This is a genomic window from Acinetobacter sp. AB03 (assembly GCF_058107045.1).
This window is the reverse complement of sequence record NZ_JBUEBA010000002.1, coordinates 2,299,898-2,326,308: the sequence shown is the minus strand read 5'-3', so window position 1 is coordinate 2,326,308 and position 26,411 is coordinate 2,299,898. Positions and strand designations below refer to the sequence as shown.

At 40.8% G+C, this 26,411-nt stretch carries 24 protein-coding genes; 15 read left to right on the top strand and 9 right to left on the bottom strand.

Features of this window, described 5'->3' with window-relative positions; all coding sequences use genetic code 11:
• Nucleotides 1-7: 7 nt before the first annotated feature.
• Complete coding sequence (locus ACY3FQ_RS11800) at nucleotides 8-556, bottom strand: TetR/AcrR family transcriptional regulator (protein WP_058869137.1); 549 nt, start codon at nucleotides 554-556, stop codon at nucleotides 8-10.
• A gap of 546 nt (nucleotides 557-1,102) precedes the next feature.
• Here ACY3FQ_RS11800 and ACY3FQ_RS11795 point away from each other — a divergent pair.
• Nucleotides 1,103-1,306, top strand: a complete 204-nt coding sequence (locus ACY3FQ_RS11795; protein WP_010326228.1) for an NF038215 family lipoprotein — start codon at nucleotides 1,103-1,105, stop codon at nucleotides 1,304-1,306.
• Nucleotides 1,307-1,513: 207 nt separating this feature from the next.
• Here the strand turns inward: ACY3FQ_RS11795 and ACY3FQ_RS11790 are convergent, their stop codons facing one another.
• Nucleotides 1,514-1,969, bottom strand: a complete 456-nt coding sequence (locus tag ACY3FQ_RS11790; RefSeq protein WP_201950621.1) for a DIP1984 family protein — start codon at nucleotides 1,967-1,969, stop codon at nucleotides 1,514-1,516.
• 470 nt (nucleotides 1,970-2,439) lie between these two features.
• Complete coding sequence (locus tag ACY3FQ_RS11785; RefSeq protein ID WP_419381071.1) at nucleotides 2,440-4,059, bottom strand: oleate hydratase; 1,620 nt, start codon at nucleotides 4,057-4,059, stop codon at nucleotides 2,440-2,442.
• 445 nt (nucleotides 4,060-4,504) lie between these two features.
• Here ACY3FQ_RS11785 and ACY3FQ_RS11780 point away from each other — a divergent pair, with 445 nt between their 5' ends.
• From ACY3FQ_RS11780 to ACY3FQ_RS11765, 4 genes are all read left to right on the top strand, one after another.
• Nucleotides 4,505-5,128 (top strand): LysE family translocator, encoded by a 624-nt coding sequence (locus tag ACY3FQ_RS11780; RefSeq protein ID WP_078388386.1) that lies wholly within the window; start codon nucleotides 4,505-4,507, stop codon nucleotides 5,126-5,128.
• A 111-nt stretch (nucleotides 5,129-5,239) separates the two neighbouring features.
• A complete protein-coding gene (locus ACY3FQ_RS11775) occupies nucleotides 5,240-5,911 on the top strand; it encodes a CsgG/HfaB family protein (RefSeq protein WP_201950626.1) in 672 nt (223 codons plus the stop codon).
• Nucleotides 5,912-5,924: 13 nt separating this feature from the next.
• The gene (locus tag ACY3FQ_RS11770; RefSeq protein WP_201950628.1) at nucleotides 5,925-6,302 is read left to right on the top strand and encodes a DUF4810 domain-containing protein; all 378 of its coding nucleotides are present in this window, start codon (nucleotides 5,925-5,927) and stop codon (nucleotides 6,300-6,302) included.
• Nucleotides 6,299-6,976: a DUF799 domain-containing protein gene (locus ACY3FQ_RS11765; RefSeq protein ID WP_078426404.1), complete on the top strand. Its 678-nt coding sequence runs from the start codon at nucleotides 6,299-6,301 to the stop codon at nucleotides 6,974-6,976. The genes ACY3FQ_RS11770 and ACY3FQ_RS11765 overlap by 4 nt, the downstream gene beginning before the upstream one ends.
• Before the next feature lie 108 nt (nucleotides 6,977-7,084).
• Here the strand turns inward: ACY3FQ_RS11765 and ACY3FQ_RS11760 are convergent, their stop codons facing one another.
• On the bottom strand, nucleotides 7,085-8,059 hold the full coding sequence (locus ACY3FQ_RS11760) for an MBL fold metallo-hydrolase (RefSeq protein ID WP_004694537.1): 975 nt from the start codon (nucleotides 8,057-8,059) through the stop codon (nucleotides 7,085-7,087).
• 345 nt (nucleotides 8,060-8,404) lie between these two features.
• Between ACY3FQ_RS11760 and ACY3FQ_RS11755 the strand changes: the two genes are divergently transcribed.
• On the top strand, nucleotides 8,405-9,082 hold the full coding sequence (locus tag ACY3FQ_RS11755) for a hypothetical protein (protein WP_489774088.1): 678 nt from the start codon (nucleotides 8,405-8,407) through the stop codon (nucleotides 9,080-9,082).
• 290 nt (nucleotides 9,083-9,372) lie between these two features.
• Here ACY3FQ_RS11755 and metG read toward each other — a convergent pair whose 3' ends face one another.
• Nucleotides 9,373-11,430: a methionine--tRNA ligase gene (metG, locus tag ACY3FQ_RS11750; RefSeq protein ID WP_201950640.1), complete on the bottom strand. Its 2,058-nt coding sequence runs from the start codon at nucleotides 11,428-11,430 to the stop codon at nucleotides 9,373-9,375.
• 340 nt (nucleotides 11,431-11,770) lie between these two features.
• On the opposite strand from metG, the gene ACY3FQ_RS11745 reads away from it, so the two are divergent.
• Both ACY3FQ_RS11745 and ACY3FQ_RS11740 read left to right on the top strand, forming a co-directional pair.
• The gene (locus ACY3FQ_RS11745) at nucleotides 11,771-12,571 is read left to right on the top strand and encodes a hypothetical protein (protein WP_201950642.1); all 801 of its coding nucleotides are present in this window, start codon (nucleotides 11,771-11,773) and stop codon (nucleotides 12,569-12,571) included.
• 149 nt (nucleotides 12,572-12,720) lie between these two features.
• Nucleotides 12,721-13,185: a hypothetical protein gene (locus tag ACY3FQ_RS11740; RefSeq protein WP_201950644.1), complete on the top strand. Its 465-nt coding sequence runs from the start codon at nucleotides 12,721-12,723 to the stop codon at nucleotides 13,183-13,185.
• A 43-nt stretch (nucleotides 13,186-13,228) separates the two neighbouring features.
• Here ACY3FQ_RS11740 and ACY3FQ_RS11735 read toward each other — a convergent pair whose 3' ends face one another.
• Nucleotides 13,229-13,558, bottom strand: coding sequence for a hypothetical protein (locus ACY3FQ_RS11735; protein WP_201950646.1), 330 nt, complete (start codon nucleotides 13,556-13,558; stop codon nucleotides 13,229-13,231).
• A gap of 316 nt (nucleotides 13,559-13,874) precedes the next feature.
• Here ACY3FQ_RS11735 and apbC point away from each other — a divergent pair, with 316 nt between their 5' ends.
• Nucleotides 13,875-15,152 carry an iron-sulfur cluster carrier protein ApbC gene (gene apbC, locus ACY3FQ_RS11730; protein WP_201950655.1) on the top strand — a complete coding sequence of 426 codons (1,278 nt, stop codon included), beginning with the start codon at nucleotides 13,875-13,877 and terminating at the stop codon, nucleotides 15,150-15,152.
• A gap of 55 nt (nucleotides 15,153-15,207) precedes the next feature.
• Here the strand turns inward: apbC and ACY3FQ_RS11725 are convergent, their stop codons facing one another.
• The 3 genes from ACY3FQ_RS11725 to ACY3FQ_RS11715 are packed head-to-tail and all read right to left on the bottom strand — an operon-like array spanning nucleotide 15,208 to nucleotide 18,694.
• The gene (locus tag ACY3FQ_RS11725) at nucleotides 15,208-17,217 is read right to left on the bottom strand and encodes a TRAP transporter permease (protein ID WP_201953877.1); all 2,010 of its coding nucleotides are present in this window, start codon (nucleotides 17,215-17,217) and stop codon (nucleotides 15,208-15,210) included.
• Nucleotides 17,214-17,687, bottom strand: coding sequence for a DUF1850 domain-containing protein (locus tag ACY3FQ_RS11720; protein WP_201950657.1), 474 nt, complete (start codon nucleotides 17,685-17,687; stop codon nucleotides 17,214-17,216). The genes ACY3FQ_RS11725 and ACY3FQ_RS11720 overlap by 4 nt, the downstream gene beginning before the upstream one ends.
• Nucleotides 17,684-18,694 carry a TAXI family TRAP transporter solute-binding subunit gene (locus ACY3FQ_RS11715; RefSeq protein ID WP_126035757.1) on the bottom strand — a complete coding sequence of 337 codons (1,011 nt, stop codon included), beginning with the start codon at nucleotides 18,692-18,694 and terminating at the stop codon, nucleotides 17,684-17,686. The genes ACY3FQ_RS11720 and ACY3FQ_RS11715 overlap by 4 nt, the downstream gene beginning before the upstream one ends.
• Nucleotides 18,695-19,055: 361 nt before the next feature.
• Between ACY3FQ_RS11715 and ACY3FQ_RS11710 the strand changes: the two genes are divergently transcribed.
• From ACY3FQ_RS11710 to ACY3FQ_RS11685, 6 genes are all read left to right on the top strand, one after another.
• On the top strand, nucleotides 19,056-19,649 hold the full coding sequence (locus tag ACY3FQ_RS11710; protein ID WP_201704000.1) for a LysE family translocator: 594 nt from the start codon (nucleotides 19,056-19,058) through the stop codon (nucleotides 19,647-19,649).
• A 114-nt stretch (nucleotides 19,650-19,763) separates the two neighbouring features.
• The gene (gene dcd, locus ACY3FQ_RS11705) at nucleotides 19,764-20,333 is read left to right on the top strand and encodes a dCTP deaminase (protein ID WP_004694514.1); all 570 of its coding nucleotides are present in this window, start codon (nucleotides 19,764-19,766) and stop codon (nucleotides 20,331-20,333) included.
• 237 nt (nucleotides 20,334-20,570) lie between these two features.
• The gene (locus ACY3FQ_RS11700) at nucleotides 20,571-22,013 is read left to right on the top strand and encodes a hypothetical protein (protein WP_201950659.1); all 1,443 of its coding nucleotides are present in this window, start codon (nucleotides 20,571-20,573) and stop codon (nucleotides 22,011-22,013) included.
• 9 nt (nucleotides 22,014-22,022) lie between these two features.
• Nucleotides 22,023-22,706 (top strand): hypothetical protein, encoded by a 684-nt coding sequence (locus ACY3FQ_RS11695; RefSeq protein WP_078425392.1) that lies wholly within the window; start codon nucleotides 22,023-22,025, stop codon nucleotides 22,704-22,706.
• A 26-nt stretch (nucleotides 22,707-22,732) separates the two neighbouring features.
• The gene (locus ACY3FQ_RS11690; RefSeq protein WP_201950662.1) at nucleotides 22,733-25,018 is read left to right on the top strand and encodes a DUF6160 family protein; all 2,286 of its coding nucleotides are present in this window, start codon (nucleotides 22,733-22,735) and stop codon (nucleotides 25,016-25,018) included.
• A 24-nt stretch (nucleotides 25,019-25,042) separates the two neighbouring features.
• Nucleotides 25,043-26,395 (top strand): hypothetical protein, encoded by a 1,353-nt coding sequence (locus tag ACY3FQ_RS11685; protein ID WP_201950663.1) that lies wholly within the window; start codon nucleotides 25,043-25,045, stop codon nucleotides 26,393-26,395.
• Nucleotides 26,396-26,411 lie beyond the last annotated feature (16 nt).

The following is a 26,411-nucleotide window of genomic DNA, read 5'->3' as shown; positions in this document are numbered from 1 at the left end:
GTGACCTTTATGCCCGAATACCATTGAGTAAGAGCTCAATCGCACGTTGTGCAAGTTGTTGTTGCTCTATATCGGTCAGCCCTTGGAATGAAGTCCTTAAAATGGCCGTAATCATGGCGTAATCTTGAGTGGTCAAATCGGGGCGGCATACGCCGTGTCGAATGGCTTGATCAATTAAAGGCTGTAAAATCGCATCGCGGCGTGCGTAGATATCGACCATGACGGGGTCATTCCGCTCAATCACCCGCCAATATTCCATCAGCGCAGTTAAATACGGTAAGTTATAGACATGGTTTTCAATTAAACGAATAAAACCATCTTCATACTGCGAAAACGCTTCTGCACGAACTGCGAGACGTTCCAAAGCTTGTTCCATGAGTGCAATCACCAAGGCACGACGGTCATCAAAATTACGATAAAACGTCGCCCGCCCGACATTGGCGGCATCAATTACCTGTTGTAAGGGCGCATTTATCCCATGTGTGCGAAAAACCTGAACTGCGGCTTCCAGCAATTCCTCACGGTTTTGTGCAGCACGCTGTTGCCTACTGGTCATGGTGATTATTTCATTTGATTTGGGGGTGCTATTATTTAACGGACAAAAGTGTCCGTTGTAAATATTCAATCCTGTAAGATTTTGTAAATCAGGTTGTCTTTTTCTAATTTAATCTAATTTCGATAAGAAATAGGCGACTCGGAAACGTCATCTGCAACCTGCATGGTGTAAATAAGATAATGTTTTATTCGCTATATTTGAATAAATCCAAGGAATGAACAGGTTTTGCAGATGACAATGGTTTTGCCTACTTTTGTCGAAACAAAAGTAGGGCGAGCCGCAGGCTGATGAAGAAATTGAAAAAAACAAGATAAGACTCCGCCAAGATAGTTTTTTCAATACGCCGAATAAATATTTAGATCGAATTTTGGTTAACTTAAATCATTCATGTTATTGTTTTATTTATGAATGATTGATATTTATTTTAATAAAGGAAATACGCAGAGAACCCTCATGTAGATGGATAAGAGTTGTAACAAAGTCGATAGGATTGGAAAAATAAAAGTGCTATGCTGAAAGCACAATAATGATAAATGAGGGGATATGATGAAAACCTTATCTACCCTAGTATTGGTTTTATTGCTCACTCAACTGACCGCATGTGATGCAAAAAAGGATTTGAATCAGCCTAGAACTGAGGCTCGTACCATGATTATTGGTGGTGTTCCTGTACATGATCGTGACTATAAACTTCCATCACAAGAAATGGCTTTTAATCAGAAAACGCCTACACAGGCTGATGCGTACTAATAGGTGAAAATAGGGAGGCATATTGTCAGTACATGGTAGTGCAAGGTGCGATGTGCAGTATAAAAGATGCATTGTGCTACGTCAGATTTGTAAAAATGTGAAGTAGACGTCTTACTTCCTGCAAACGTTTGTTGAATTAAAGCCTTACAAACGTATAAAAGGCCTTGTACTCGCCCAATATGCCCAAACTGTTGTGGCTCAAATTGGCTAGATCAGTTCGATTTGCCAATTTGAAGCTTGAATCTCTAAGTTATTTTGCCTGAGTTGCTGGCTAATTGCATCGGCTTGTTTTTGCAAGTCTGCAACCGTAATGGTTTTTACCCAGCGAATTTCACTGGAACTATAACGACCATTTTCACGTCGTGAACTGTCGATGGCCTGTTGAATAATACGATGCTGTTGTGTGAGCAAATCACGTGTGTTTAAAACACTGAGCATGGATTGGCCCGTGCTAGTTTTAGCTTGCGCATTGGTCGCATGAATTTTTTCAATCAGATGATGTAACTCTGTATTCACAGTAAAAGCCTCACCCATCAGCGCATTCGGATCTTCACTCAGTTCATCGCCTTCTTGAATTAGCACATTATTGTTGATGCGTTGTTGTAAAGAGGCGAGTTTGGTTTGTAAGTCACTACGCAATAAAAGTGCTTCTGCTAGTTTCATAGATTTATTTTTAAAGTTTTAGATGAGTCTTATGTTGCATCTGTGCAATCAAAGCTGCAAGTGAGTTTTGTAATTTTTATGAAATCTAAAATCATGAGAAAATGATAGAAAAGCATTTAGTCAGTTTCGGTATTTTATTTAAAACGTGGAGATGTTTTTCCTATGTTGATTAGTCAATTTATTTACTAATGAGGTATAAAGTTTTATCTAATTTTTCTTTTTATCCAATTTAAAATTAGGTGCGTACACGGCCTCAACTTTCAATAAAGTATAAAAGGTGTTTGTGTAGGCAATACCCTTACTTTTGATAGGCCAAAAGTAAGCAAAAGCCTTTGTTATCCATACATAACATCCCTATTATGATGGATAATGTGTGGCATCCTTGCCACACTCGCGTATCTAAACGGTGCTTAAATTAAACTATGTATAGTAGCGACATAAAGGTGCTTTTATCGCTATAGATTAAAAGCTTAGTGGAACACGGTTTCCAAAGCTTTCAAACCGACTTTTGGATCAAGCAGACCGTTGTAAATTTCAGGGATTTCACGTTCGACCCCAAAGAATTCATAAATGGCAAGCATCGCTCCACGAACTGAATATTCCACAGTAAAGACCACGTCATCTTCAATTTCCACAAACTGTCCAAGGAAGGCAAAGTTTTGTGAGCCTTGTGGAATTACCTGTGGACGATCCCCCGGTTTACGGCAGGCAAACAGGGCAGAAGCATATGGCATCATGGCAGTGGTTACATGGGTGGTTGCCAAAACATGATCTAAAATGTCGTCAAAACCGAGCTGTTTAATCAGTTCTGTTAGGATTTCTTGCCCTGTGGCTTCGGACATTGGTTTCTTGATGTAATCGCCCATATGGTCAATTTGGAAGCCATAGCCCCATAAGGTATACAGGCCTTCAGGTAAGTCGGCAAAGTGCGGCTGTGCGGGAACCACTATGGATAAATGCCAACCCGACTCATACCAAGTCATCAGTGCGCCAGTGCCTGGTTCATTTCCCGTATAGTCAATAATACGTTTAAGCAGCACGTCATCTTTCATAGTTAGTGTGAAAGATTCCCACTTATGTTCATCGACATTGCCATAAAAAGTCATTGGACGGCCAAAGTCTGGGGCTTTTTGTGCCAAAGTTTCCCAAAGTGTCCAGCCATGGTCTTCACGATTACGAACGAGGGCAGGCACGTCATGATTACCGCCATAACGTGAGTCCGCAGTAATGGAACCTAAAGTGAAAATAGCTAAATCATTGGCTTTTAGATTAATTTGCTCTGCGCCTTCAGGCAGTTGTACATATAGGCGCGACGCATGGCGTTCTTGAGTTTCAGCATTGGTAATGAAGTCCGCATCTGTGACATAGTGTCCAAAACGCACATCGACGCCTTGTGCGACTAGCCAACGCTGTAAGGGCAGGATCATCGAATCATATTGGTTGTACTTGGTCCGTTTGACACCCGCTAAGGTATGAATGCGTGGCAATTCTTGAATAAAACGCAAGAAATAGCGTCTTAACTCTGCTGCACTGTGCCATTTTTGAAAAGCGAAAGTGGTGCGCCACATGCGCCAGAAATTGGTTTCAAAAAAGGCCTCATCAAAAAACTCATCAATGCGGCGGCTGCCAATTTTTTCTTCTTTTGAAGCCAATAGGCGCAGCATCTGTGCACGATGTAGCGTATTCAGACCAAGCTTTGCCGCATCCGCAATGACATGTTTGGCATCAATTAAACGTGCATTGGCGTGGGTTTTCACTTGTTCATTAAACTCACGACATTCTTCACGCACTGAAATGTCTGGATTTTCCAAGGATGGAATACTGGAAAATAAGTCCCATAGGCACAGATAGGTTTCATCGGTCAGCATCCGCCCACCACGTGTTACCCAAGCTTGCGCGGCATGCGGTGTATGTCCGCCATCCATCGAGCCGCCTGAAATATCGAGTTCTTCTAAAATATGGATATTTTTGGCAGGGACTTTGGCATCACGGATCGCAAATGCAGCAGCAGCCATACCTGCAATACCACCACCAATGATCCAAAGATGGGACTGTTGTGCGTCTAATGGGGTGCGCTTCTTATTTTGCATGGTTCACCTTTAATTATGATGTTAAAAATTATGAAGTTAAAAATGTGGTTTAGAGAAATAAAACCTTATAAATAGTAAGTCTTTTTATATATGAAAAATGTATGAAAAGGGAAGCAACTCCCCCATTATATTTTGTAATCAAAAATAAGCATATGATGGCTATTTTTAATACACATTTGTCTTTTCATTAAAATTGAATATGATCTAAATAACTGATGTTGCAGTTTATTGTTGAGTAATTGCTCTATTGTTGTTTTCACTATGCCTATGCTAAATTTCCTTAAAAATAGGCTTTTTTATTTATCATTAAAAAATATAATGGGCGTACAAGCTGTGGCTTGATCACGATATAAATGTGAAAAATAACTGATAAAGTGAATATCGTAAAAACTTTGTTTAGCGTAAAATCGCAGCTGATCAAATTCTCTCAATTTAGAGGTCACTCTTGGAATCATTTTGGATTTTGGGCTCGATTGCCTTTGCATTAATGTTAGGCGCAATGAGCCCTGGACCGACGTCGATTTATGTAGCAAAAAATTCGATTGCGATTTCTCGAAAGCATGGCCTCTTTACCGCACTGGGGACAGGAACAGGCGCAGCTGTTTTTGGTCTGTTGGCTGTACTTGGTTTACAAGCCTTTTTGTTGGCAGTGCCGTCAGCGTATTTGGCCTTAAAAATTTGTGGTGGGATCTATTTGCTTTGGCTCGCGTTTAAAATTATTAAACATGCCAAAGAGCCAATTGAGGCAGATCATTCCAGCTCGAAAGCAATGACTTTACGCCGTGCCTTTATGACTGGTTTAATTACTCAGCTCTCCAACCCTAAAATTGCGATTGTTCTAGCCAGTATTTTTACTGCACTTTTACCCAAAGAAATCCCAACTTATTACTATTATGTACTGCCTATCCTGTGTTTCTTTATTGATGCGGGTTGGTGTTCGTTGGTTGCAGTGGCATTGTCTGCTGAAAAGCCGCGCCGTGTGTATTTGAAGTTTAAAGCAGTATTTGACCGCGCAGCAGGGGCGGTGATGACGGTGTTGGGTTTAAAACTGATTTTTGGAATGAAGTGATAAGGGTTACAATAACAAAACTGGATTTTGTATAGGTAACTAAAAGCTAAATGGTTATAATCCCTTTGATTTTTTTAATGATTTTTAAATTAAAGATTTGAGGGATAAATTTTGAATAAATCTATATTTTTGGCCGTTTTGAGTAGCTTAGCATTATCTGCATGTTCAACAACAGAAACGTCAAAAACAATTCAAGCACCGCAAGTAACAGCGGCAGTGGCGACAGTTAAATACGCTGGCACTAAAACGCCCGTTTCTGTAGGGAAATTTGACAACCGCTCGAGCTACATGCGTGGCATTTTCTCAGACAATGTTGACCGTTTAGGTGGTCAAGCAAAAACCATTTTAGAAACGCATTTACAGCAATCGGGCTATTTCTCTGTCCTAAACCGTGACAACCTTGCTGAATTACAACAAGAAGCAGGTTTCACCAAATCATCTCAAGCCATTAAAGGTGCACGTTATGTATTAACTGGCGACGTGTCTGAATTTGGTCGTAAAGAAGTTGGTGATCACCAGCTATTTGGCATATTGGGCCGTGGTAAAACCCAAATTGCTTATGCCAAAGTGAACTTAAATATTGTCGATGTAAAAACAGCAGAAATTGTTCACTCTGTGCAAGGCGCAGGCGAGTATGCACTCAGTGAACGTGAAATCTTAGGTTTTGGTTCTACCGCTTCTTATGATTCAACTTTAAACGGTAAAGTTCTAGATTTGGCTGTGCGTGAAGCGGTTAATAATTTGGTGTTGGATATTCAAACCAATAAGTGGTCTGCGCAGTAATTGGTTTGAATCAATGAAAAAAATCGTATTGGTTTTAGGTGCGATCTGCACCATGACTTTGGTGGGCTGTGTTTCAGCGCCAAAATCGTTATACAGCTGGGGTGAATATCCACAGCAAACTTATCTGATGTTGAGTCTGCCAGAAAAGACTTCTCCACAAGAACAGATTGGCAAACTTGAAAAAGATATTGAAAAAGCCAAAGCCAAAAATGCAGCAGTGCCTCCGGGATTGTATGCACATTTGGGTTTGTTGAATTTAAATATCAATAATGGGCCACGTGCTGTTCAGTATTTTGAACTTGAACGTCAAACCTACCCAGAGTCGACAGTATTAATGGATCGTCTTTTGAAAAAAATGACATCCCAGTCTGCGGCAGGGAGTGTGAAGTGAAAAATTTCAAAAAACTATGCGTACTTGGCCTTGCTGTGACACTCTTCACAGGTTGTACTACGACACCAAAAAGCAATCGTGACCTATCTGCATATCATGCCAATATGCCAAAATCCATTTTGGTGTTGCCGCCTGTGAATGAGTCACCCGATACACGGGCAACCTATGGGTATTGGTCTACAGTGACTTTACCTGTAGCAGAAGCGGGCTATTATGTGTTTCCCATTTCTGTGGTCGATACGCTATTTAAAGAAAATGGCGTAACCAACGGCTATGATGCGCAGCAAATTCCAATTCAGAAACTCAATGAAATTTTTGGAGCGGATGCCGCACTGTATGTCAAAGTTAAAGAATATGGTTCTAAGTATCAGGTGATTCAATCCGTTTCGACCGTTGCGGTCGAGGCAAAATTGGTGGATTTAAAAACTGGAGCATTATTATGGGAAGGTCAGGAAAAAATCCAACAAGCCAATAATAATAGCAACGCGGGTCTGGTCGGGATGTTAGTCGGTGCTTTGATTGACCAAATTTCCAATCACCTATCGGACAAAGCCTATGTGCTGTCTAACAGTGTGAGTACGCAGTTGTATGCTCCACAGTTGATGCAGCAAAAAGGGTTGCTATATGGACCTCGCTCTCCGCATTTTGTACAAAACTCGATGAGTCCACAGTAGTAAAAAAATCCCCTCAAATGAGGGGATTTTTTATGATTTAACAAACTTCTATTTGTTTTGAAGAGACTTTTAACTCTCAGCCCAAAGAAGAGGTAATTTTCGTATAAATTAATCCTTAAAATGCACAGGAATCCATTGATAGCTTTTCCCATCTGCTGAATAGATATGTCCAATAGCAGGGAATGGCAAGTGTGGTGCTGCAATGGTTTGCCCGCCTTTTGCATATTCAGCAAATTGCTTTAAGCGGGTTTGAACTGCTTTTTTCGGATCGATATCATAATCGATTGCGGTTTCTGGCTTGTCGAATTGCACAGTATGAGAGTGCACAATGTCACCAATAAAGATCACCGTTTCGTCTTTGGTTTTCAGCTCATAGCTAAAATGTCCCGGCGTATGCCCCGCGGTATTAATGACTTTAAAACCCTGAACTTGATCACCCAATTGATACGTTTTGAAGCGGTTTTTGGCTTGATAGGGTGCAATGGCTTGTTTAATTTTTTCAACAGTTCCTAAGTAGCCTGCTTGCTTTTCTTTCGGGAGCTTTTCGACCTGTTTCGGGTTTAGCCAATAGTTTGCTTCATCGTTCGAAACATAAACCGTTGCATTTGGAAAGTTTGCCACGCCATTTTGACTAATGCCACAGACATGGTCTGGGTGCAGGTGCGTCAGTAAGATGGTATCGACTTGCTTTGGTTGATAGCCTGATGCTTTTAAGTTGCTTAACACTGAACCTAAATGTGCGCCAAAACAGCTCGCAGCACCACTATCCACCAAAACCAGTGAATGACCTGTATTCACGAGGAAGGCATTGACAGAGGTTTGAACGCCTTTGGCTTGGTCGGCAGCGTATTTCTTTAATATTTCATGCACATCTTTTTCTGGAATGTTTTGAAAGAGTTTAGGCGACATGAAATTGGTGCCATCGAGCAGGGCCGTGATTTGTACATCACCCGCTTGGTATTGATAATAGCCAGCGACTTGTTTTTGTTGGGGGATGGGGGCAGGTGGGGAAAGGGCGAAGGTTGATGAAAATGCAGTAGCTAATAAGCCTAGAACGGTGAGTTTAGATTTCAATTTTTTCATAGGAATTCTTATAGATTTGATAGTGATATGTTTGTTCTAGCATAAGCTTGGTATAGTGACTAGATGAACGTTATAAAAATTAAAATGGTAACTTTTGAATGACGATACTACAAAATGCAATTGACTCAATTCAGCTTGGAATAGAAGACTATGAGTTAATTAAAGAAAATCCGAAAAGATTAATTTCCTGTACAAGAAATCTATTTTCAGGGATTTTGTTACTTTTTAAATCTATACACAGTTAACCCAGATTTAATTTATATACCTTTAAAATCAAAAGAAAAGGGAAGGAAAAAAACATTAGACTTTAAGCAGCTCAAGGATAAATTAGATGAAAGTCAAGTTTTGATAGAATGGGGTGAGTTAGAAAAAATTCAAAAAATTAGAAATGATATTGAGCATAAATATAGCGATGAAAATCCTTTGATAATTTTAGGCTTAGTAGCAGTAAGCTTTAATGTAATAAATGATTTTGTTCGAAAATATTTACAACGAGATCCTATAGAAATTTTTGGTGAAGAAATTTGGTCGATCTTAATAGAAGTAGATCGGGTGTATCAGATTGAAAGGAACCAGTGTATTAATGATTTAGATTCAAATACATACTATAACTTTAAGATTTTAGAGCTTATCAAACAGTCTAATTATTCAGAATGTGGATTTGATGTCATTAAACCTCTGAAGAACAATACTAATTCCCATCAAATTGAATATAGATGTTTATCTTGCTTTAAAGAAACTGATTATCACGAATTGATTGTCTCCGCTATAGAGCAAGAAGTTGACTATCAACAGAGAAGAGATTCAATGTTTGGAGACTCATTAAACGAAGTATTTTGCACATGTCCATCATGTTGGACGAATGCCTACTCGATAGAAAGTTGTTTTTGTTTTTCATGTCAATATCAGGCAAAACAGATTTGTGATGTATGTGAGTCTAGCTTAACTGGAGATGAAATTAGTTTTCAAAGTAAGTTCTGTAGCGCTTGTCGAAATAGATATGAAAAAGTAATGGCAGAATAGTTTGTTTATTTAATTACCTTTACCTTTGAATGAGCAAAAGTAACAAAACCCCTTTGTTCACTAGAGGGCACATCCATGTGCCCCCTAGTGAACGGGCGACATCCATGTCGCTGGTCATTTGATTAGATAATGGTTTTCTCATCTTTTTTATTAAAAGAGAGCGTGTAATTAAATTATTCCCTAATGAAAGTTCCTTCTCCCTGAGGGAGAAAGCTAGGATGAGGGGGGAGAAACAGCAAATAATAAAAAAGCCCCTACAACGTAGAGGCTTTTCTTTTAATGATTAAACCTTAAGATACTTTATCACCAGCTTTAGCACCAGATTCAGGTGAAATCACCCAGACACCTTCGCCATTACCCGCAGCGAGTACCATACCGTTTGAAATACCAAAACGCATTTTACGTGGTGCAAGATTAGCCACCATCACCACCAATTTACCTTTAAGATCTTCTGGTTGGTAAAACTCACGAATACCACTGAATACATTACGCGGTTCAGCTTCACCGACATTTAAAGTCAATTGAAGAAGTTTGTCCGAGCCTTCAACGTGAGCTGCATCTAAAACCTCAGCAACACGAAGGTCAACTTTCATAAAGTCTTCAATGCCGATCACTTCTGCCTCGCCAACTTTTGGTTCTGGTTTTTTCTCAGTTTTCTTTTCTTTTTTCTTCTCAACTTTTACAGGTTCAGCTGCAGCCGCTAAAGAGTCTTTAGATGCATCGACCATTGCCGCAACAGCTTTCGGGTCTACACGTTGCATTAACGGTTGGAACAATGCAATTTCATGATCCACCAATGCAGTTTGAGCAGAAGCAAAGTCAAAGCGGTCTAGTTTTAAGAACTCTTGCACTTGAGCTGCTAAAGTTGGAAGTACAGGTGCAAGGTACACAGCCAATTGACGGAATAGGTTAATTCCCACCGAACAAACGTCATGCACTTGTTGTTCTTCGCCTTCAACTTTCGCTAAAGCCCAAGGTTTTTTCTCATCGATATATTGATTCGCTTTATCTGCAAGCGCCATGATTTCACGAATCGCGGCAGAGAACTCACGTGCTTCATAGGCTTTCGCAATTGAGTCGCCCGCATCAATAAAGCTTTGAACCAATTCAGGCTCTGCACAAGTTGCTGATAATTTATTATCAAACTTGGTATTGATGAATTTTGCACAACGGCTGGCAATGTTGACCACTTTACCAACCAAATCTGAGTTTACTTTCTGAACGAAATCATCCAAGTTCAGATCAGAGTCTTCAACTTTATCAGACAGTTTAGACGCGAAGTAATAACGTAAGTATTCAGGGTTTAAGTGCTCTAAATACGTTTCAGCCTTGATGAATGTACCGCGAGACTTCGACATCTTCTGACCGTTCACCGTCAAGAAACCATTGACGAATAAACCGGATGGCGTACGGTAGTTTGCACCTTCAAGCATTGCAGGCCAGAACAGCGCATGGAAGTAAACGATGTCTTTACCAATGAAGTGATAGACTTCTTTCTCAGAGTCTTTCTTCCAAAAGTCGTCAAAACTTAAATCAGGACGTTTAGCTTTGATATAGTTTTCAAAACTCGACATATAGCCAATCGGCGCATCTACCCAAACGTAGAAATACTTGTTGGGTGCATCTGGAATTTCAAAACCGAAATACGGTGCATCACGTGAAATATCCCAATCAGACAAACCCGCTTCAAACCATTCATCCAGTTTGTTGGCAATTGAGACAGGTAAGCGACCTTGGTCACGCGTCCATTTTTGTAGATATTCTGAGAAATTCGGCAGTTTAAAGAAGTAGTGATCTGAAGATTTTTCTACAGGCGTCGCACCACTTAAAGTCGATTTCGGGTTTAAAAGCTCAGTCGCATTGTAGGTTGTACCGCAGACTTCACACGCATCGCCATATTGATCTTCCGACTTACATTTCGGGCACGTACCTTTAATGAAACGATCCGATAAGAACATGCCTTTTTCAGGGTCAAAAAGCTGGTTGACAGGACGGATTGCAATATTACCTGCTTCACGGTTTTTCACATAAATTTCAGAGGCACGAGAGCGGTTTTCATCGCTATGGGTTGAATCATAATGGTCGAAATGCACACCGAAACCGTCAAAATCACGGATGTGTTCTTTTTGTACATTGGCGATCTGATCTTCAGGTGAAATACCATTGGCTTCGGCACGTAGCATGATGGCTGTACCGTGAGCATCATCCGCACATACATAAGTCACATCGTGTCCCATTGCACGCATGGCACGAACCCAAATATCTGCTTGGATATAACCGAGTAAGTGTCCCATATGGATGGGGCCATTGGCGTATGGTAGGGCGTTAGTGACTAAAATATTACGCACGGATATGACTCTCTCATTCGTATTTTATATAAGGTCAACGATTTTACCTTAGATAGCCGCGACTTGCACAAGTGAATCGGTGAAAAGTTTTCAAATGAGACTAAAGCCCATAGGAATTGATCGCTAGATTGAGCATCCATCGCTAATTTGAGCAAAATACTGAAAAAATCATGGGAAATGCATGGTCTAAAGCAGCTTGTTCATCTTTTAATGAAAGATTGAAGGGATTGTTCAGAACTCAAGTCATGGAGCTTAAAACTAATGCATATTTTCTCTATATTCATGCGCCATTAACAGCGATAATACGTACATTCAGCCCGTTTTTAAGAGTATGCCGTCCATGATCGATGATGATTTTGATTTCGACCAACCCGTGACCCGAATTCCGCAAAATCCACAAGCGACTAAACTACTGGGCAATCGACTTTTACAACAAGCTGAACAATATCTTGCTTCAATGGGCAGTCGACCACATGCACAATTGGTTGAGTCGCTCCGTCAGCTCGAGTCTGAAGACCCGTACTTTGCAATAATGGCCGATCAGCTTGAGTATGAAAGTGATGAACCAATGGCCAATGACGTGCTCAATTTGTTGTTTTTCTGGCAAACGGCCAATGAAAAAGAAGCAGATATATCTAAGTTTCAGTTGCCCGATTTAATCCAAACAGACTATTTTCAAGCGACTTTGCTTGACGCTTACGACGCGATGGATTTGGGGGCATTCCAAGCCCAACGCCGCAGCGTGATTGAAGAAACCTTAAAACTGTATCAACAGCAGTGTTATGCAGGTTGTATTACGGTTCTTTATGGTCAAATTGAAGGAATTTTGACTGATGCGTTGATTGAGCATGGTTATTTACAGCAAAATCAAACCAAGTTTGTCGATGTCTATAAAATTGTACCAGGCTTGAAAGGCCATGAAGTCAAAAGCCTATGGCATAAAGTCAAAATTGCCAGTGAAATCAATCCGTATTTTCTGAGCCTTGAAGCCTTGAAAATGGATGCGAGTTCAAGTGTCACTGCCAGCCGTCATAACATGGTACATGGCGCAGACGTGACCCATTTCACTCAAGCACGCAGCTTCATTTTGTTTATTTGGCTGTTTGCAGTTATGAGCTTTATCAGTACGTTAAAGCGTTAGTCTTTTCCGTTGAGTGGTACAGGATGGTGTTTAAATTGCTGCATCCTGTACAGCTATTGTTTCCAAATGATGCAAATGAGGTCAGTACTTAAAAAGCAAGGTATAACTCTTAGTTAAGCAAAATTTTAAGTACGAAAGAGGGCTGTGACATGACGAATGACAATAAACTCGATGATTTAAAAACCAAAGCGACTGAGTTGGGTGAAGACTTGAAGTTGAAAGCTCAAGAGGCAAAACTCGAAGGCGAGAAAGTACTGGAAGATGTTAAGCATCAGGCCACTGAAGCCAAGCTTGATGCTGAAAAGCAGCTGACTGACTTAAAGCAGAACGCAGCAGAAAGTAAAGCCGAAGGCGATGCAGCTTTTGAGCAAAAGTTGGAGTCTGCACAAGCCAAAGCCGAGCATGCGAAACAAGTCGCGCAGGAAAAATTGGATCATTTTAAAGTTGAAGCAGGGCATAAACTGGATGAGGCAAAACTTAAAGCCACAGAGTTAAAGCATGAGGCTGAAATTAAACTGGAAGAATTTAAAGTGCAAGCCACTGAAAAGTTTGACGAGTTGAAAAAGAAAGCCACAGAGACACTGCAAAAGTTTAAAAAAGACGACCAAGCTTAATGTGTCCGAGATGGCGAATGTCGGCCTTAAATGTTCGCTAATACTATGGCGTAGACTGTGTACTGAGTGCAGGGTCTGCGTCCAAGTTAAACCACATGATGCTCTGAATTTGATTGTTCACGGTGCGGATGGTGTAACGATAGTTTGCAATTTCATATACATATACCGTCTCAAGTGGGCTATTCGGTGCACTGTTGATTGGGGTAGAGGACATAGAAATCGGCGATAAATCGATTTTTTTCTGCATGTCTTGAACTTGATCACCGATAGTTACCGTTTGACCCGCAGGGGTTTTAAATGAATTGGTTGATGTACCTGCAAAACTAAAGATAGATATGGTGCAAGCCAAAACAACCACGGTCCAAAGTTTCATTATTTTCTCCCCAAATCGCGTAAAGATAGAACAACAGAATATAGATATTTTGCTATGCAATAACATCACCTTAAATGGGGAGATTGGATTGTACTTACAATTCTTTACGTTCAAATTTGATCTAATTCACCGATTTTATTTTTTCAGTTAGCTTAAGCGACTAAGCTTCGCCCTTTGATATTCAGCGTATAAAACCAACTAAAAAGCTAGGAATACTAAATTTCATGGCATAATCCATAAATACTGAACTTAACCTAAGTTCGTTTTGTGGTTAAACTATAGCATTCAGCTGAATACTCGAATTTGGAGTACATATATGTCGTGGCTTTCTTCTCTTAAATCAGTTTTTTCTCCTGCGCAGGAGGTAAAGGAAGAAGAAATCCAAACAGTACTGCAAAACTATATCTTGCCCAATTCAAACCATGCGTTGAAAGACCGCATTACTCAAGTGAATGTGCAGGGCAATATTCTGCAAATTACCATCAATACTTTTCCTGCCGAAGCAGATGATTTACAACAGATTCATGATGATTTGGCGATTGCGCTTGAAGCATGCGGTATCAAAGAATTAAACATGCATGTGATTCAACAAAAAACGGGACATAAAGAAAAGTCCGGTGGCTGTGGACATCAGCATGCTGAAGGTGAGAGCTGTTCAAGCCAAGCAAAAGAGGCTGCACCGAAAAACAATTTACCCCCAGTGATTGATGCTTCAGGCTCAGCCCCCCAAGCTGCTGCACAAGCCGTTGAAACTGATCTGAACAATCCACCCATCCAAAAAGCAGCGCCACAACAACGTGATGTGCCGAAGCATCCGCGTATTCAAAATGTGATTTTGGTGTCCTCGGGCAAGGGGGGCGTGGGCAAATCCACCACCACGGTAAACCTTGCACTTGCTTTGCAAAAGCTTGGCTTAAAAGTTGGGGTCTTAGATGCGGACATTTACGGTCCAAGTATTCCGACCATGTTGGGCAATGCGGGCAAAACGCCGATGATTGAAGCGGAAAATTTTGTACCCTTAGATGCCTATGGTTTGGCAGTGTTATCGATTGGGCATTTAACAGGTGATCATAATACTCCTGTGGCTTGGCGTGGGCCGAAAGCGACAGGTGCGTTGATGCAACTGTTCAATCAAACCTTATGGCCTGACTTAGATGTATTGATGATTGATATGCCACCGGGTACAGGTGATATTCAGTTGACGCTTGCGCAGCGTATTCCTGTGACAGGTGCGGTGATTGTCACCACACCGCAAACCGTGGCACTTATGGATGCGACCAAAGGCATTGAGCTATTTAACCGCGTACACATTCCAGTCATGGGCGTTGTGGAAAATATGTCGACCCATATTTGCTCAAATTGTGGATTTGAAGAGCAAATTTTTGGTACGGGCGGTGGGGATAAACTGTCTGAGCAATATGCTATTCCGCTTTTGGGACGTTTACCTTTAAATGTACAAATACGTGAAAATGCGGATGCGGGCAAGCCTTCTGTTTTAGTGGAAGACAGTGCAGCAGACAGCTATATGCAAATTGCTGAAAAAATTGCAGCCGCACTGCCTCCGGCTGAAAAAGATCAGACCCGTATTTTCTAAATCAGCCATAAATGAAAAAAAGCCCAACACATTAAGCTGGGCTTTTTTTGCTTTTTTAGGACAGTGAATAGGACTGATTTTGTTTTTTGGCTTGCATAATATTAATGCTGATGGCGATCACCACCATCACAATCCCAATAATATCAGTCACAGTTTCAGGGATAATCATACATAACGCACCTGCACCTAAGAAAATCCGCCAGAACCAGTTCAAACTAACTTTAAAGTAACCTTCAACTGCAGCACCCAGTGCCAAAATCCCAACCACTGAGGTAAAGACAATACTCACAATAGTCGTCCAAGCAGGAAAAGCAAACTCACGTGCATTGACTGCGACATTGGCCGTATCAATCATCAGCATGGCAGGGTTATAGACGAACAGGAACGGGACAATGAAACCTGCCAAAGAAAGTTTCAAGGCTTGGAAACCTGTGCGCATTGGATCACCCCCTGCGATTCCCGCACCTGCAAACGCGGCTAAGGCGACAGGTGGCGTAATATTGGCAAACAGACCAAAGTAGAACACAAACATATGCGCCACCAGTGTGGGAATATCAAAGTTTGCCAAAGCGGGTGCAGCCATGGTCGCGGTAATGATATAGGCTGGAATCGACGGAAGCCCCATACCTAAAATCATCGATGCAATCATGGTAAAGAATAGCGTTAGAAATAGGCTGCCTGCACCGATGCTCATAATCGAGGAGGTCATGACAGAGCCAAAGCTGGTCAGGCTCACTACACCAATAATAATCCCCACCACAGCACAGGCTGCCATGACCGAAAGGGATTGTTTTGCACCATCGGCGAGCGCTTCTAATATTTCTTTGAAGCCCATACGGGTCGATTTGCGGAAACTCGCCACGACCACAGTTAAGACAATGGTATAGACCGCGGCATAACTGACAGGAATGGATTGAAAGAGGAAAAACACCAAAGCTACGATCGGAATAAGCAAGTGTCCTCGTTCCTTTAGGACATCTTTAACCCGTGGCAAATCCGCTTTCGGGACACCTTTTAAATTGTCTTTACCAGCACGGAAATGAACCTGCGCCATCACACCTAAATAGTAGAGTAAAGCTGGAAGGGTGGCTGCAAGGGCAATGGTGCCATAACTGACACCCGTGGTTTCAGCCATAATGAAGGCACTGGCTCCCATCACCGGGGGTAAAATTTGTCCACCTACAGAGGCACTGGCTTCAACAGCACCTGCAAAATTTTTGTGGTAGCCAATTTTTTTCATCAGGGGAATGGTGAATGAACCGGTCCCTACGACATTGGCCACCGCTGTGCCATTAATACTGCCCATAAATCCACTGGAAATGACGGCAACTTTTGCAGGACCACCTTGTTTATGTCCCGCAAGTGCCATCGCAAGATCATTAAACAATTTGCCCATGCCTGATTTCGCCAGAAAAGCACCAAACAAAATAAACAGGAAAATAAAAGTGACTGAAGCGCCAATTGCGGAAGAATAAAGCCCTTCGGTTTTTAAATACATTTGCCCGAAAATATCACTAATACTATATGGACGCGTCAATAAACGATCTGGGACCCAGTCATAGTGGCTAAAAAACGGGTAAGACAGAAAGACTAAACCTAAAATAGGCAGCATCCATCCCATGACCCGCCGAGCACCTTCAACCACCAGCACCACGGCTAAAATGGCAAAAACAATATCTAAAGTGTTTGGAATACCCCCACGTGTGGTCATAATGGCTTGATATTCTTTCCAAAGGTATAAAAAGGTTGCTAAAGAGGCTAAGGCAAGTAACCAATCCAACCAAGGGATGCTTTGTCGTGAACTGGACTGACGCGCAGGATAAAGTAGAAAGATTAAAACCAAACCAATAGCGACATGGGCGGAACGTTGAATCAGTTCGGGTAGTGGATTAAATGTAATAAATAAATGAAATAAGGAATAGAAAATAGCAATCGCCGCTATGAACCATGCCACAGACTTGTTGCTTGGGGAACGAGTCACTGACTCACGATCAAATTTTTCTAAAATGGCTTGTTGTTGCTCATCTAATTGTTCAGGGGCAACTTTGTCTTCATTTTGAGTCATCGGCATTCTCCGATCTGCCATGCTTTCAACAAGGGCTGTTGTTGTGCTGTAATTTGAACCAAGGTGTAATCTGGATATTGTTGAAAAATAGGCCAGACGCTCTGGTGAATGATGATACTGCCTTGCATATTCTTGGAAATGATCCAGTTGATTTGATCAATTCGCCGATTAACTTTCATTCTGACTATACCGTCTTTTTGAAAGATGATGGGATAGTCATTCGGTGTGCCTGCACCGAAAGAAATCAGGTCGGTATAGCGCAATATAAAGTGCTGTTGCTCTCGTTGATAGTTTTCAATCCAACGGGTTTTTTCGACTGAATGTTTCCACTGCAAACTAAATTGTGCTGTTGAAATTCGGCACTGCATGTGAGCAACAGTCACTTCGCTATAGCGAACAGGTAAGAACAACAGCCCGCATAAACCGAGTAGAAAAAGTGCAGTAAACACTGCACTTTTTTTCAGCTTCATTTTTTCGCTGCGAGTTCGTCGTAATAACGCTTAGCCCCAGGGTGTAGCGGAGCAACCACGCCTTTTTGGGCCGTTTCCAGATTAATTTCTGTCGCTGCCTGATGTGAGTTGGCCAACTGTCCTAAACTATCAAAGAAGGTTTTAGTCAGTTTATAGACATCATCTTCAGAAAGATCGGAACGGACCACTAAAGCATTCATAATGGCCGCAGTTGGAATATCTTCTGCATTACCATAAGTGCCTTTCGGAATATTCAGAGATAGGAAATAGGTTTGGTTTTTGGCGATTTGTTTCACTTTCTCAGGATCGATCCCGACCAGTTGTAAATCGAAACCTTGTTGCAGTTCCATCAAGGATGAGTTGGGGATACCACTGGTTAAGAATGCAGCATCAATTTTTCCACCCTTTAAAGCATCCGCGGCTTCTGCATAGCCTAGATAATCGACCTTCACGTCATTGTAAGTAATACCAAAACCATTTAAGAGGGTGCGCGCATTAACTTCAACCCCTGAGTTTTGCGCACCGACGGCAATGCGTTTACCTTTTAAGTCTTCAAGCTTTTTAATGCCTGATTTTTTTGATGCCACAATTTGCACATAGTTGGGGTAAAGTGCCGCCACTTGTTGGACATTATCAATTTTCCCACTGGCAAAACTACCTGTGCCATTTAGTGCTTCGGTTAAGCTATCACTCATGACAAAAGCCATTTCAACTTTTTTCTGTTTGAGTAAGTTAAGATTTTCTACTGATGCGCCTGTGGTTTGAGTTTTTGAATTTACACCATAGGTTTTATTATAAATTTCAGCCAAACTGGTGCCAATTACGTTGTATGGCCCAGATGCACCACCTGTCGCTATATTGACAAATTTACTTTGGAGTTTGTCGGATGCTTGTGCACTGGTTTCGGTTTGAGCATCGGCTGAAGTTGCGGTTTTATTATCACTTGAGCATGCTCCTAGACCTGCAAGTGCAATTGAAAGTAGCGTGAGTTGAGTCCATTTTTTCATATACTTTTCCTCGTTTTATTATCTTCAAAGCCATTCACTTGGCTCTTTTATCCTTGACTTAGCGTGATCAGATTGATGAATAAAAATACGCATGTTTTAAAAAGTAACTGATTAAAAATCATTTGAATAGTTTTTTTTCATTAGGCATGTCTATTTGATTTATAAAATCATTGATTTGAAAAAAGAATAAAGCATGTGGCATCATTTTTATGAATGCTAGATTGGGTAAGGGTCTTATACGTTATTTATGTTAAGTATTGAATGAAAATTAAAAAAACTGTTATCACGGTTCACTAAATTTGATTGCTTTCAGCAAGGCAAGTCATTACGCTTATAGCTATATATATGTGGGTCTGTGAATATGGTCACTTGGTTTTTTATTGGTTTAGTGATAACCATTCTTTTAACTCCAGGACCAACCAATACCCTACTTGCGTCTTCGGGCATTCAAGTCGGTATTCGTAAATCTTTGCGTCTCATTCCAGCAGAAGCTTTTGGCTATCTCATTTCAATCACGGCATGGGGCTTCCTTATTGGAAAAGTGTCCGTACACTTGCCTTTATTGCCGACTATTTTAAAACTGTTCAGTGCAAGCTATATCATTTATTTGGCCATCAAATTATGGCGTACAGCCGATGCTGAAGTGAGTTTTAATCAACCGACTATTCGGGCACGTGAACTGTTTTTTGCAACATTATTGAACCCTAAAGCATTATTGTTTGCTTCAGCCATTTTCCCAACCATTGCGTGGACAAAACTAGATTATTATCTGTCACATATGTCGCTGTTTTTGGTTTTGATTGTTCCAATTGCTTTCTTTTGGACTTTTATCGGATCAATTTTAGCGAGCAATAAAATTCGTTGGCTGAACCAATCTAACCTGCAAAAAACAGCATCACTGGTTTTGATGAGTTTTTCGATTCCGCTGAGCTATTCTGCGATTTTAAGCTTTTAATTTAGTAATTAAAGACAGAAATTTTGCGAACTTAAACGCGCTTATTTTCATTGAAAGCGATTTCAGTTAAAGTACAACGCAATTATTGAAATTAAGCTTTTTTGGAAAGAATAAATGGCTATTAAGTCCGATCGTTGGATTCGCGAAATGAGCGAAAAACACGGCATGATCGAACCGTATGCAGAAAACCAAGTTCGTTTAGATGAAAATGGTCAAAAACTCATTTCTTATGGCGTGTCGAGCTATGGTTATGACGTTCGTTGTGCACGTGAGTTTAAAGTTTTTACCAATGTTCACTCGGCAATTGTAGATCCAAAAAACTTTGATGATAAAAGTTTTATCGATATTGAAGCTGATGTTTGTATTATTCCGCCGAACTCATTTGCTTTAGCACGTACCGTTGAATATTTCCGTATTCCACGTAATGTGTTGACTGTGTGTTTGGGTAAATCGACTTATGCACGTTGCGGTATTATCGTAAACGTCACACCACTTGAGCCTGAGTGGGAAGGTCATGTCACTTTAGAGTTCTCGAACACAACCAATCTACCTGCACGTATTTATGCAGGTGAGGGTGTTGCACAAATGTTGTTCTTCGAATCTGACGAAGTATGTGAAACATCCTATAAAGACCGTGGTGGTAAGTACCAAGGTCAAACAGGTGTGACTTTACCAAAGACCTAAGTTTTTGATATTCAAAAAAGCGGATCATTGATCCGCTTTTTTTATGTCAATTCATTCATCGGAAAATAAATATTATCGGACAGTTGGTTTTGCATTTGTGCTGAGTTTCAGCATAATCAATTGTGAATTAGAGTGCTTTGGTTGACGCAAATAAAAATTATAGTGCGCAGAGTAGAATGCCAAGCAAAGGATGCAGTACATAAAGATGCGGAGCATCGAATAATAAGGATGGTCGAGATGACGAATCGTATATATCCCGCAGGATTGAAAAAATCCTGTTTAGCTAGTCTTGTCGGACTCATGCTTGCGCAGCCTACATTTGCCCTTGAGTCACTTTCCGATGAATATCTAGCGGATACTACGGGTGAAGGCATTGCGTTACTTCCTGAAAACTTCAAGATGGTGTTTCAAGGGGCCAATGATCTCTCCACGGCATCTAGCTACAACCGTGGCGTGGCCAATCCACAACAATACGACACGGGCTTTATTCGTATTATTCCTGTGGGTGAGAACTATTCCAAGTATACCGACGCAGATGATCTGAGCACGAAACGAACCAAAGCGGACATCTTTATTTATGGTTTAGCACTTTCACTGTCTGATAATAATGCCAACAGTCGTTTCAGTAATCAGGGCTTTACATGGGGCAGCGATGTTAACCCTTGGTTATTTCGCGCTGGTACAGTCACGGGGATTAAACAGTTTCATCAGTCGAATGCAAGTTCAGATGTAAGTTTTCTGGGGCTTGAAGCGCCTTTAGCGACCGTTCTCGCCAGTGACGCAGATAATAATATTAAATTAGGTCTATGGTGGGATGCTTTTTCACGAAGTTGGAACTCCCAAAATAAAGTGGACCCTATCACTGGTGCACCAACAACAACCAACGCGGCAGCAGATCCTGATTTAAGTTTAAATCAAAGAATACGTTTACAAGCGGTTGCCAACGGATTGAGTTTAAATGGTTCACAGGTTCGTATGTTTCAAACTCAAGCATCTACCTTAGACCAGCAAAATAAAACCTTTGGGATGGCAGCCTTACTTCGGATCAATACCAATGATGATCCATCTGGATTGGTCTATGCCAACAACGACGCAAATAAAGCGCTATTGAATGCTAAAGTCCTTCGACTGAGCACAGCTGCGACCAACGACGGTACGGCAGTCACACCCGCATTAGATCGTTCATTGGCTCCAATTTTTGATGCTAGCGAGGGACTTTATTTATACAGCCCAAATATTAACTTGGTCTTGGGTAATATGTATCAGCCTTTTGTTGTAGGTTCGGAAGGACGCAATATTATTCTTGAAGTCACGCGTATTCCGAATGTGCCTGAGATTTATAAGCAGATTTATACCTACTATCCAGATGTACAAGGTGGAAACAATGCTGACTATAAAGGATCAACTTGTAATGTGGCCTATTGTGGTTCGAATTTTGTTCAAACTGGGACAGGGAGTACCGCAATTCAGTACCAAGGGAATAACGCAACACATAGCAGTATTTCGATTGGTAGCGTGACACGAGACCCGACCACTAATACGCTCAAAGCCAATACGGCAACACAATCTACTGGTGTGGTATTCCGGGGAACTGGGACAGCTGTTCCTGTGAATCTCGGTTCAGTTGCTATAGATGGTGTATTGATCCAACACTTAAAAATTAAGACCACAGGGTTATAGGATACTGACATGATAAAAAAATTATGTGTAACCATGTTGATGTCGGTATCCATGTTGTCTCAAGCGGGTTTGGTAGATTTGGATAATAAGGAACTGGTCGGTGTGACTGGACAGGGTGGTGCAGATTTGAGCTTAACCCTATCGATCAACCACCAATATGCCAATGATATGAGTTTAAATACGATTTCTAGGACCAATGGTGTAGATGCAAATGGGCGAGCTATTGTCACTGAAGCCTATTATCAAATGCGTGCAAATCAAGATTGCGCTTTATTAGAACTGTGTCGTATCGCCATTTCCCCAAATAATCATAAGGAAAATGGGCAAAGAAAATGGCTGGTGTTTAAACAGTTCCAAGGCACCATGCAAATTGATAAATTTTCGCTGGAAGGTACCACAATTCTGAATAAAGAAGGTAAGCCACAAACTGCGATGCTGTTAAAATTTTTCGATGATAAACCCCTTAAAATTCGTAACTTAGGTTTTGCCAGCCTTTCAGTAGAAAGTGGTGAAAATGGATATTTCAATACCTCAACATATAACAATTATGGTACGAGTAAAACTGTACCCACTTTTGATAAAGGTCAAGAACAAGGTTTTATGGGCTTAAATGTTCACGGAAACTTACATCTGGATGGAAATCTAAAAATCTTTAGCTATAACTGCTCGGGCACTGCGGGTAGCCGCTGTTAGACACATAGTTTCAAAAGGATATTGAGATGCATAAAATAATAAAACTAAACCTTCTGACACTGTGTATCTGTGCAGCGAATCAAAGTTATGCATTACAAGCTTTGAATGATCAGATTTTAAGTGATGTAACGGGTCAAGATGGTATTTCAATTACCCATGAAGCTTCAAAAGTTGACATTAAACAATTGAATTGGGTCGATCCAGCGGAAGTCGGAAAAACACCGATTAAACTGGGTTTACATAATATTGACGTTAAAACGGCGACTGGTTATAACAACATTAAAACCAAACTCGATTTTGATGTGGGAACAACACAATTAGCCAATGGTACGCAAGGGGTTGGCATTCAGCTCTCTGCCAGTGTGTCACCTTTTACCGCAACGGCTGCCCAAATCATGCTGATGTGTTCACCAAATTGTGCAACGGGTGAAACGGATCAAAATTTAGGAAGTTTTAAGCTTTCGACTATTTCACCTTTTGAAGTGTACTTGACAACGACGAATGGGCTGTTTAACCGCGACTCAAAGGTGCATTTAGATTTTAAATTGCAGAATGCTAGTATTAGTTATGGACAGAATAATCAAGATTTAACCCTAAAAGATTTCAATTTCAATTTATCTGCTGATGGATATCTTTATATCGATGAAACGGAAGGTGTGGTTCTCACTTCAAAGGGCAGTGTTGGCGATAATATTGTTGTTTTAGGTCGAGTGGAAGATAAAACTGATGTACATGACAGCCGTGTAGGCAATGCCACAAATCCCGGGTTAAACGTCGATTTACGTTATGGCTCAGTAAACTCGACTCACCGGAACTTAATTCGGATAGGGGCATCGGGTGCATTAACCAATGGCAAGATCGCGTTGAATGCTGACCAAACTGGTGTTGCTAAGTTTAATACGGTCAATCGTGTTAACGGTAATGTTCAAGAAAATGAGGTGGTTGCATCTGCAGGTTATGGTTTTAAGAATGCGGGCGGCTTACATTTAAATGTATCGGCTGACTTTACCCGTGCAGGGAATAGTTTGCTTGGTGCTAGCACACCAACAACGTTTGAATTAGGACACACTGGTACAGGTAGTTACGCCATCGAGTTTTCAAATTTATCACCGCTCAATGTACGTACTTCTACTGACCCCAATTCAGCAATAAACAGTCAAAATGCTTATATTGATTTTGGCCAGATTTATATCAATAACATTCGCACTAACTCAATGGGTTTTGTGGTCAATGACCAAATTAAGACGATATTGGGTGCACAAAACTATGAGTTAATTTATAACCCATCACCAACGGGCAATGCTTCAAATATGGCTTTTATTGCTGTACGTGGGCTCGATTTTCAAGCTATTGCACGTAAAGCCCGTTTTATTTCAGATAATTCGATTGCAGTAAACAATACTAACGAAGGAACATGGGGTTTAGGTATTCCAATTTATAACCTAAATGCCAATGCAGCATTTTTTGCCAAGAAATATACCAATACCGCTGGAACAGTGAAGGATGGGTTGGGCTATGACATCGCGGTATCAACTGATGGTTACGGTGAAGATAGTCAAGGCAACCCTAAAACAACGTCTATTATCGTCATTGATGGTGCGATGAGTAAGCATGGTGAAGAAGTTAACTACTATACAGGCTTACGTAATATTGACTCATATTTTAAAGCCAATGGTGTGATTGGTTTTAATGAAAATGAAATCTATATCAAAGCCGATAGCTTATTGTTTGCTGCCAATGCGGAAATCGCAATCGGGCAGCTTCCGGGTGCACTATATAACTGTCCAGCAGGGGTGGATAGCTGCGCCAAAGAAGTCGTGCCGATTAATAACTTTGCAAAAAAAGATGATGTTCTCGCATCGATTGCTTTTATGTTAGATGGTAAAGGCGAACTCTTTATTATTCCAGGGCTTGAGGCTGTAGGTGGGACACCACAAAGCAATTACCTCTCATTTAAGTCTAATTTTGAATTTAATACGTTGAGTAGTACAGACCTGAGTAATGAAAGTAAAAAAGGCAGTTTTATTAGCCTCAGTAATACCGATAGCAATGGAACAACAACAAAAACCTCAAGTTTTAACTTAAACAAAATGCAAGGTCACTTAGGTTTGAATGGAAAAATTCATATGCAAAAGGACTCAGTTGTCATAGACAATCAAGTGCAATTTAACCATAAGGCATTAGCAGGTGGACAAGGAACTGCCTTTAGAACGGAAGTTGCATTGTCTCCAACGGGTACCATGCAGAAGGTTGCAGATATTGCTATTACGGGTGGGGCTATGCGTAGCACATTAGGGATTACGCCGCGTTAAAAAGAATGACAAGGAATAAATAAAATGAATAAGTCTTTAATTTCAATTCTAATCACAGCAACATTAGACTTGAGTCAAAGTTATGCGATGACCGCTTTAAATGACGAGGAGTTGTCAGAAGTTGAAGGTCAATCTTTGATGAATCTAGAGTTTCAGCAGGGGACGAATACAACCGATGCACAAGGGAAAACATATAATCAATCAAACATTGGTTTTTATAAGTTGGCCCTAAGTGCAGAATTGGAGCTGAATGCCAATATTAAGAAGCTTCAATTGGGATGTGGTGGCGACAACAATTCCATTCGAGCCAACAGTTGTGATATTGATATTGATCATATTGGTTTAAGTGGACTACCTGATGATCCAAACTATACATCGGATCAGCGTGCAGCAACTTCGGCATTAATCACAAATCCATTTATTCAGTTTGCGATTAAAAATCCGACTTCAGCTGCAACACGTGAGGTGTTAGGCTTTCGTGTGAGTGCTGAAAAGATTAAAGGCTTGATGACATTAGGTACCAATAATGATGTAGATGCAAATAATAATGCGATACCCAATGGAATTAATACCTTTAGTGGATATATGAAAACCAAAACTGCATCCGGTACTGCAGTGACAGCAGCTCGTAGCATGACCTTTGCGGATACAGGATTAACTATGAATGGTATTGTGCAAGGACGATTACTCGGAAGTAGTTCTGGGACAACTTGTGTAGGTGGTTTTTTAGACCCTTGTTATGATATTTCATATACGTCTGATACTTATAATTTAAATTTATCTTCGACTACAGCGCCTTTTACGATTAATTCGACAGTTGTGTCGGGGACTCGAATGAAGGATGTAACTTTAAAAGGGACGGGTACTGTTGGGCAAATTGATTTTAGTGGACAATTAACAGCTAAAGTACTCGGTTTTTTAAACTTAGATAAACAGGTGTCCGGCAATATTACTGGGCTTAAAACAGATATCACTGTGAACCAAAGTTTAGGCTTAATTCATGCACTGTATTTAAACAACCCAGCATCATTATCTTTGCAATCACAAGATATCCTATGGACGGGTGCTGCGGTTGGTGCGAATAAAGGTTGGTGGCTGGCAATGGAAGATGAAGTCGAACTGGGTAGCTTAAGCCCAACGACCAAAGTGGCAATTACCAATGAAGTATTAAAACAAACCATTGCGGGTATTAATAAAGATCTAACGGACAATCCTCGAAATTGCGGTAATCTTTTAACAGGATGTGTCGGTGGTTCTGCCTTAGTTGTTGGGAATGTTCCAATGAATACGACGACTTTGGATTTTCCACTGACCAATTTAAGCTTACAAGGGCAAAACTTTAGATCAAACTGCTACGGTGGTTTAAAGTTCTGTTAGATATATGATCTAATAA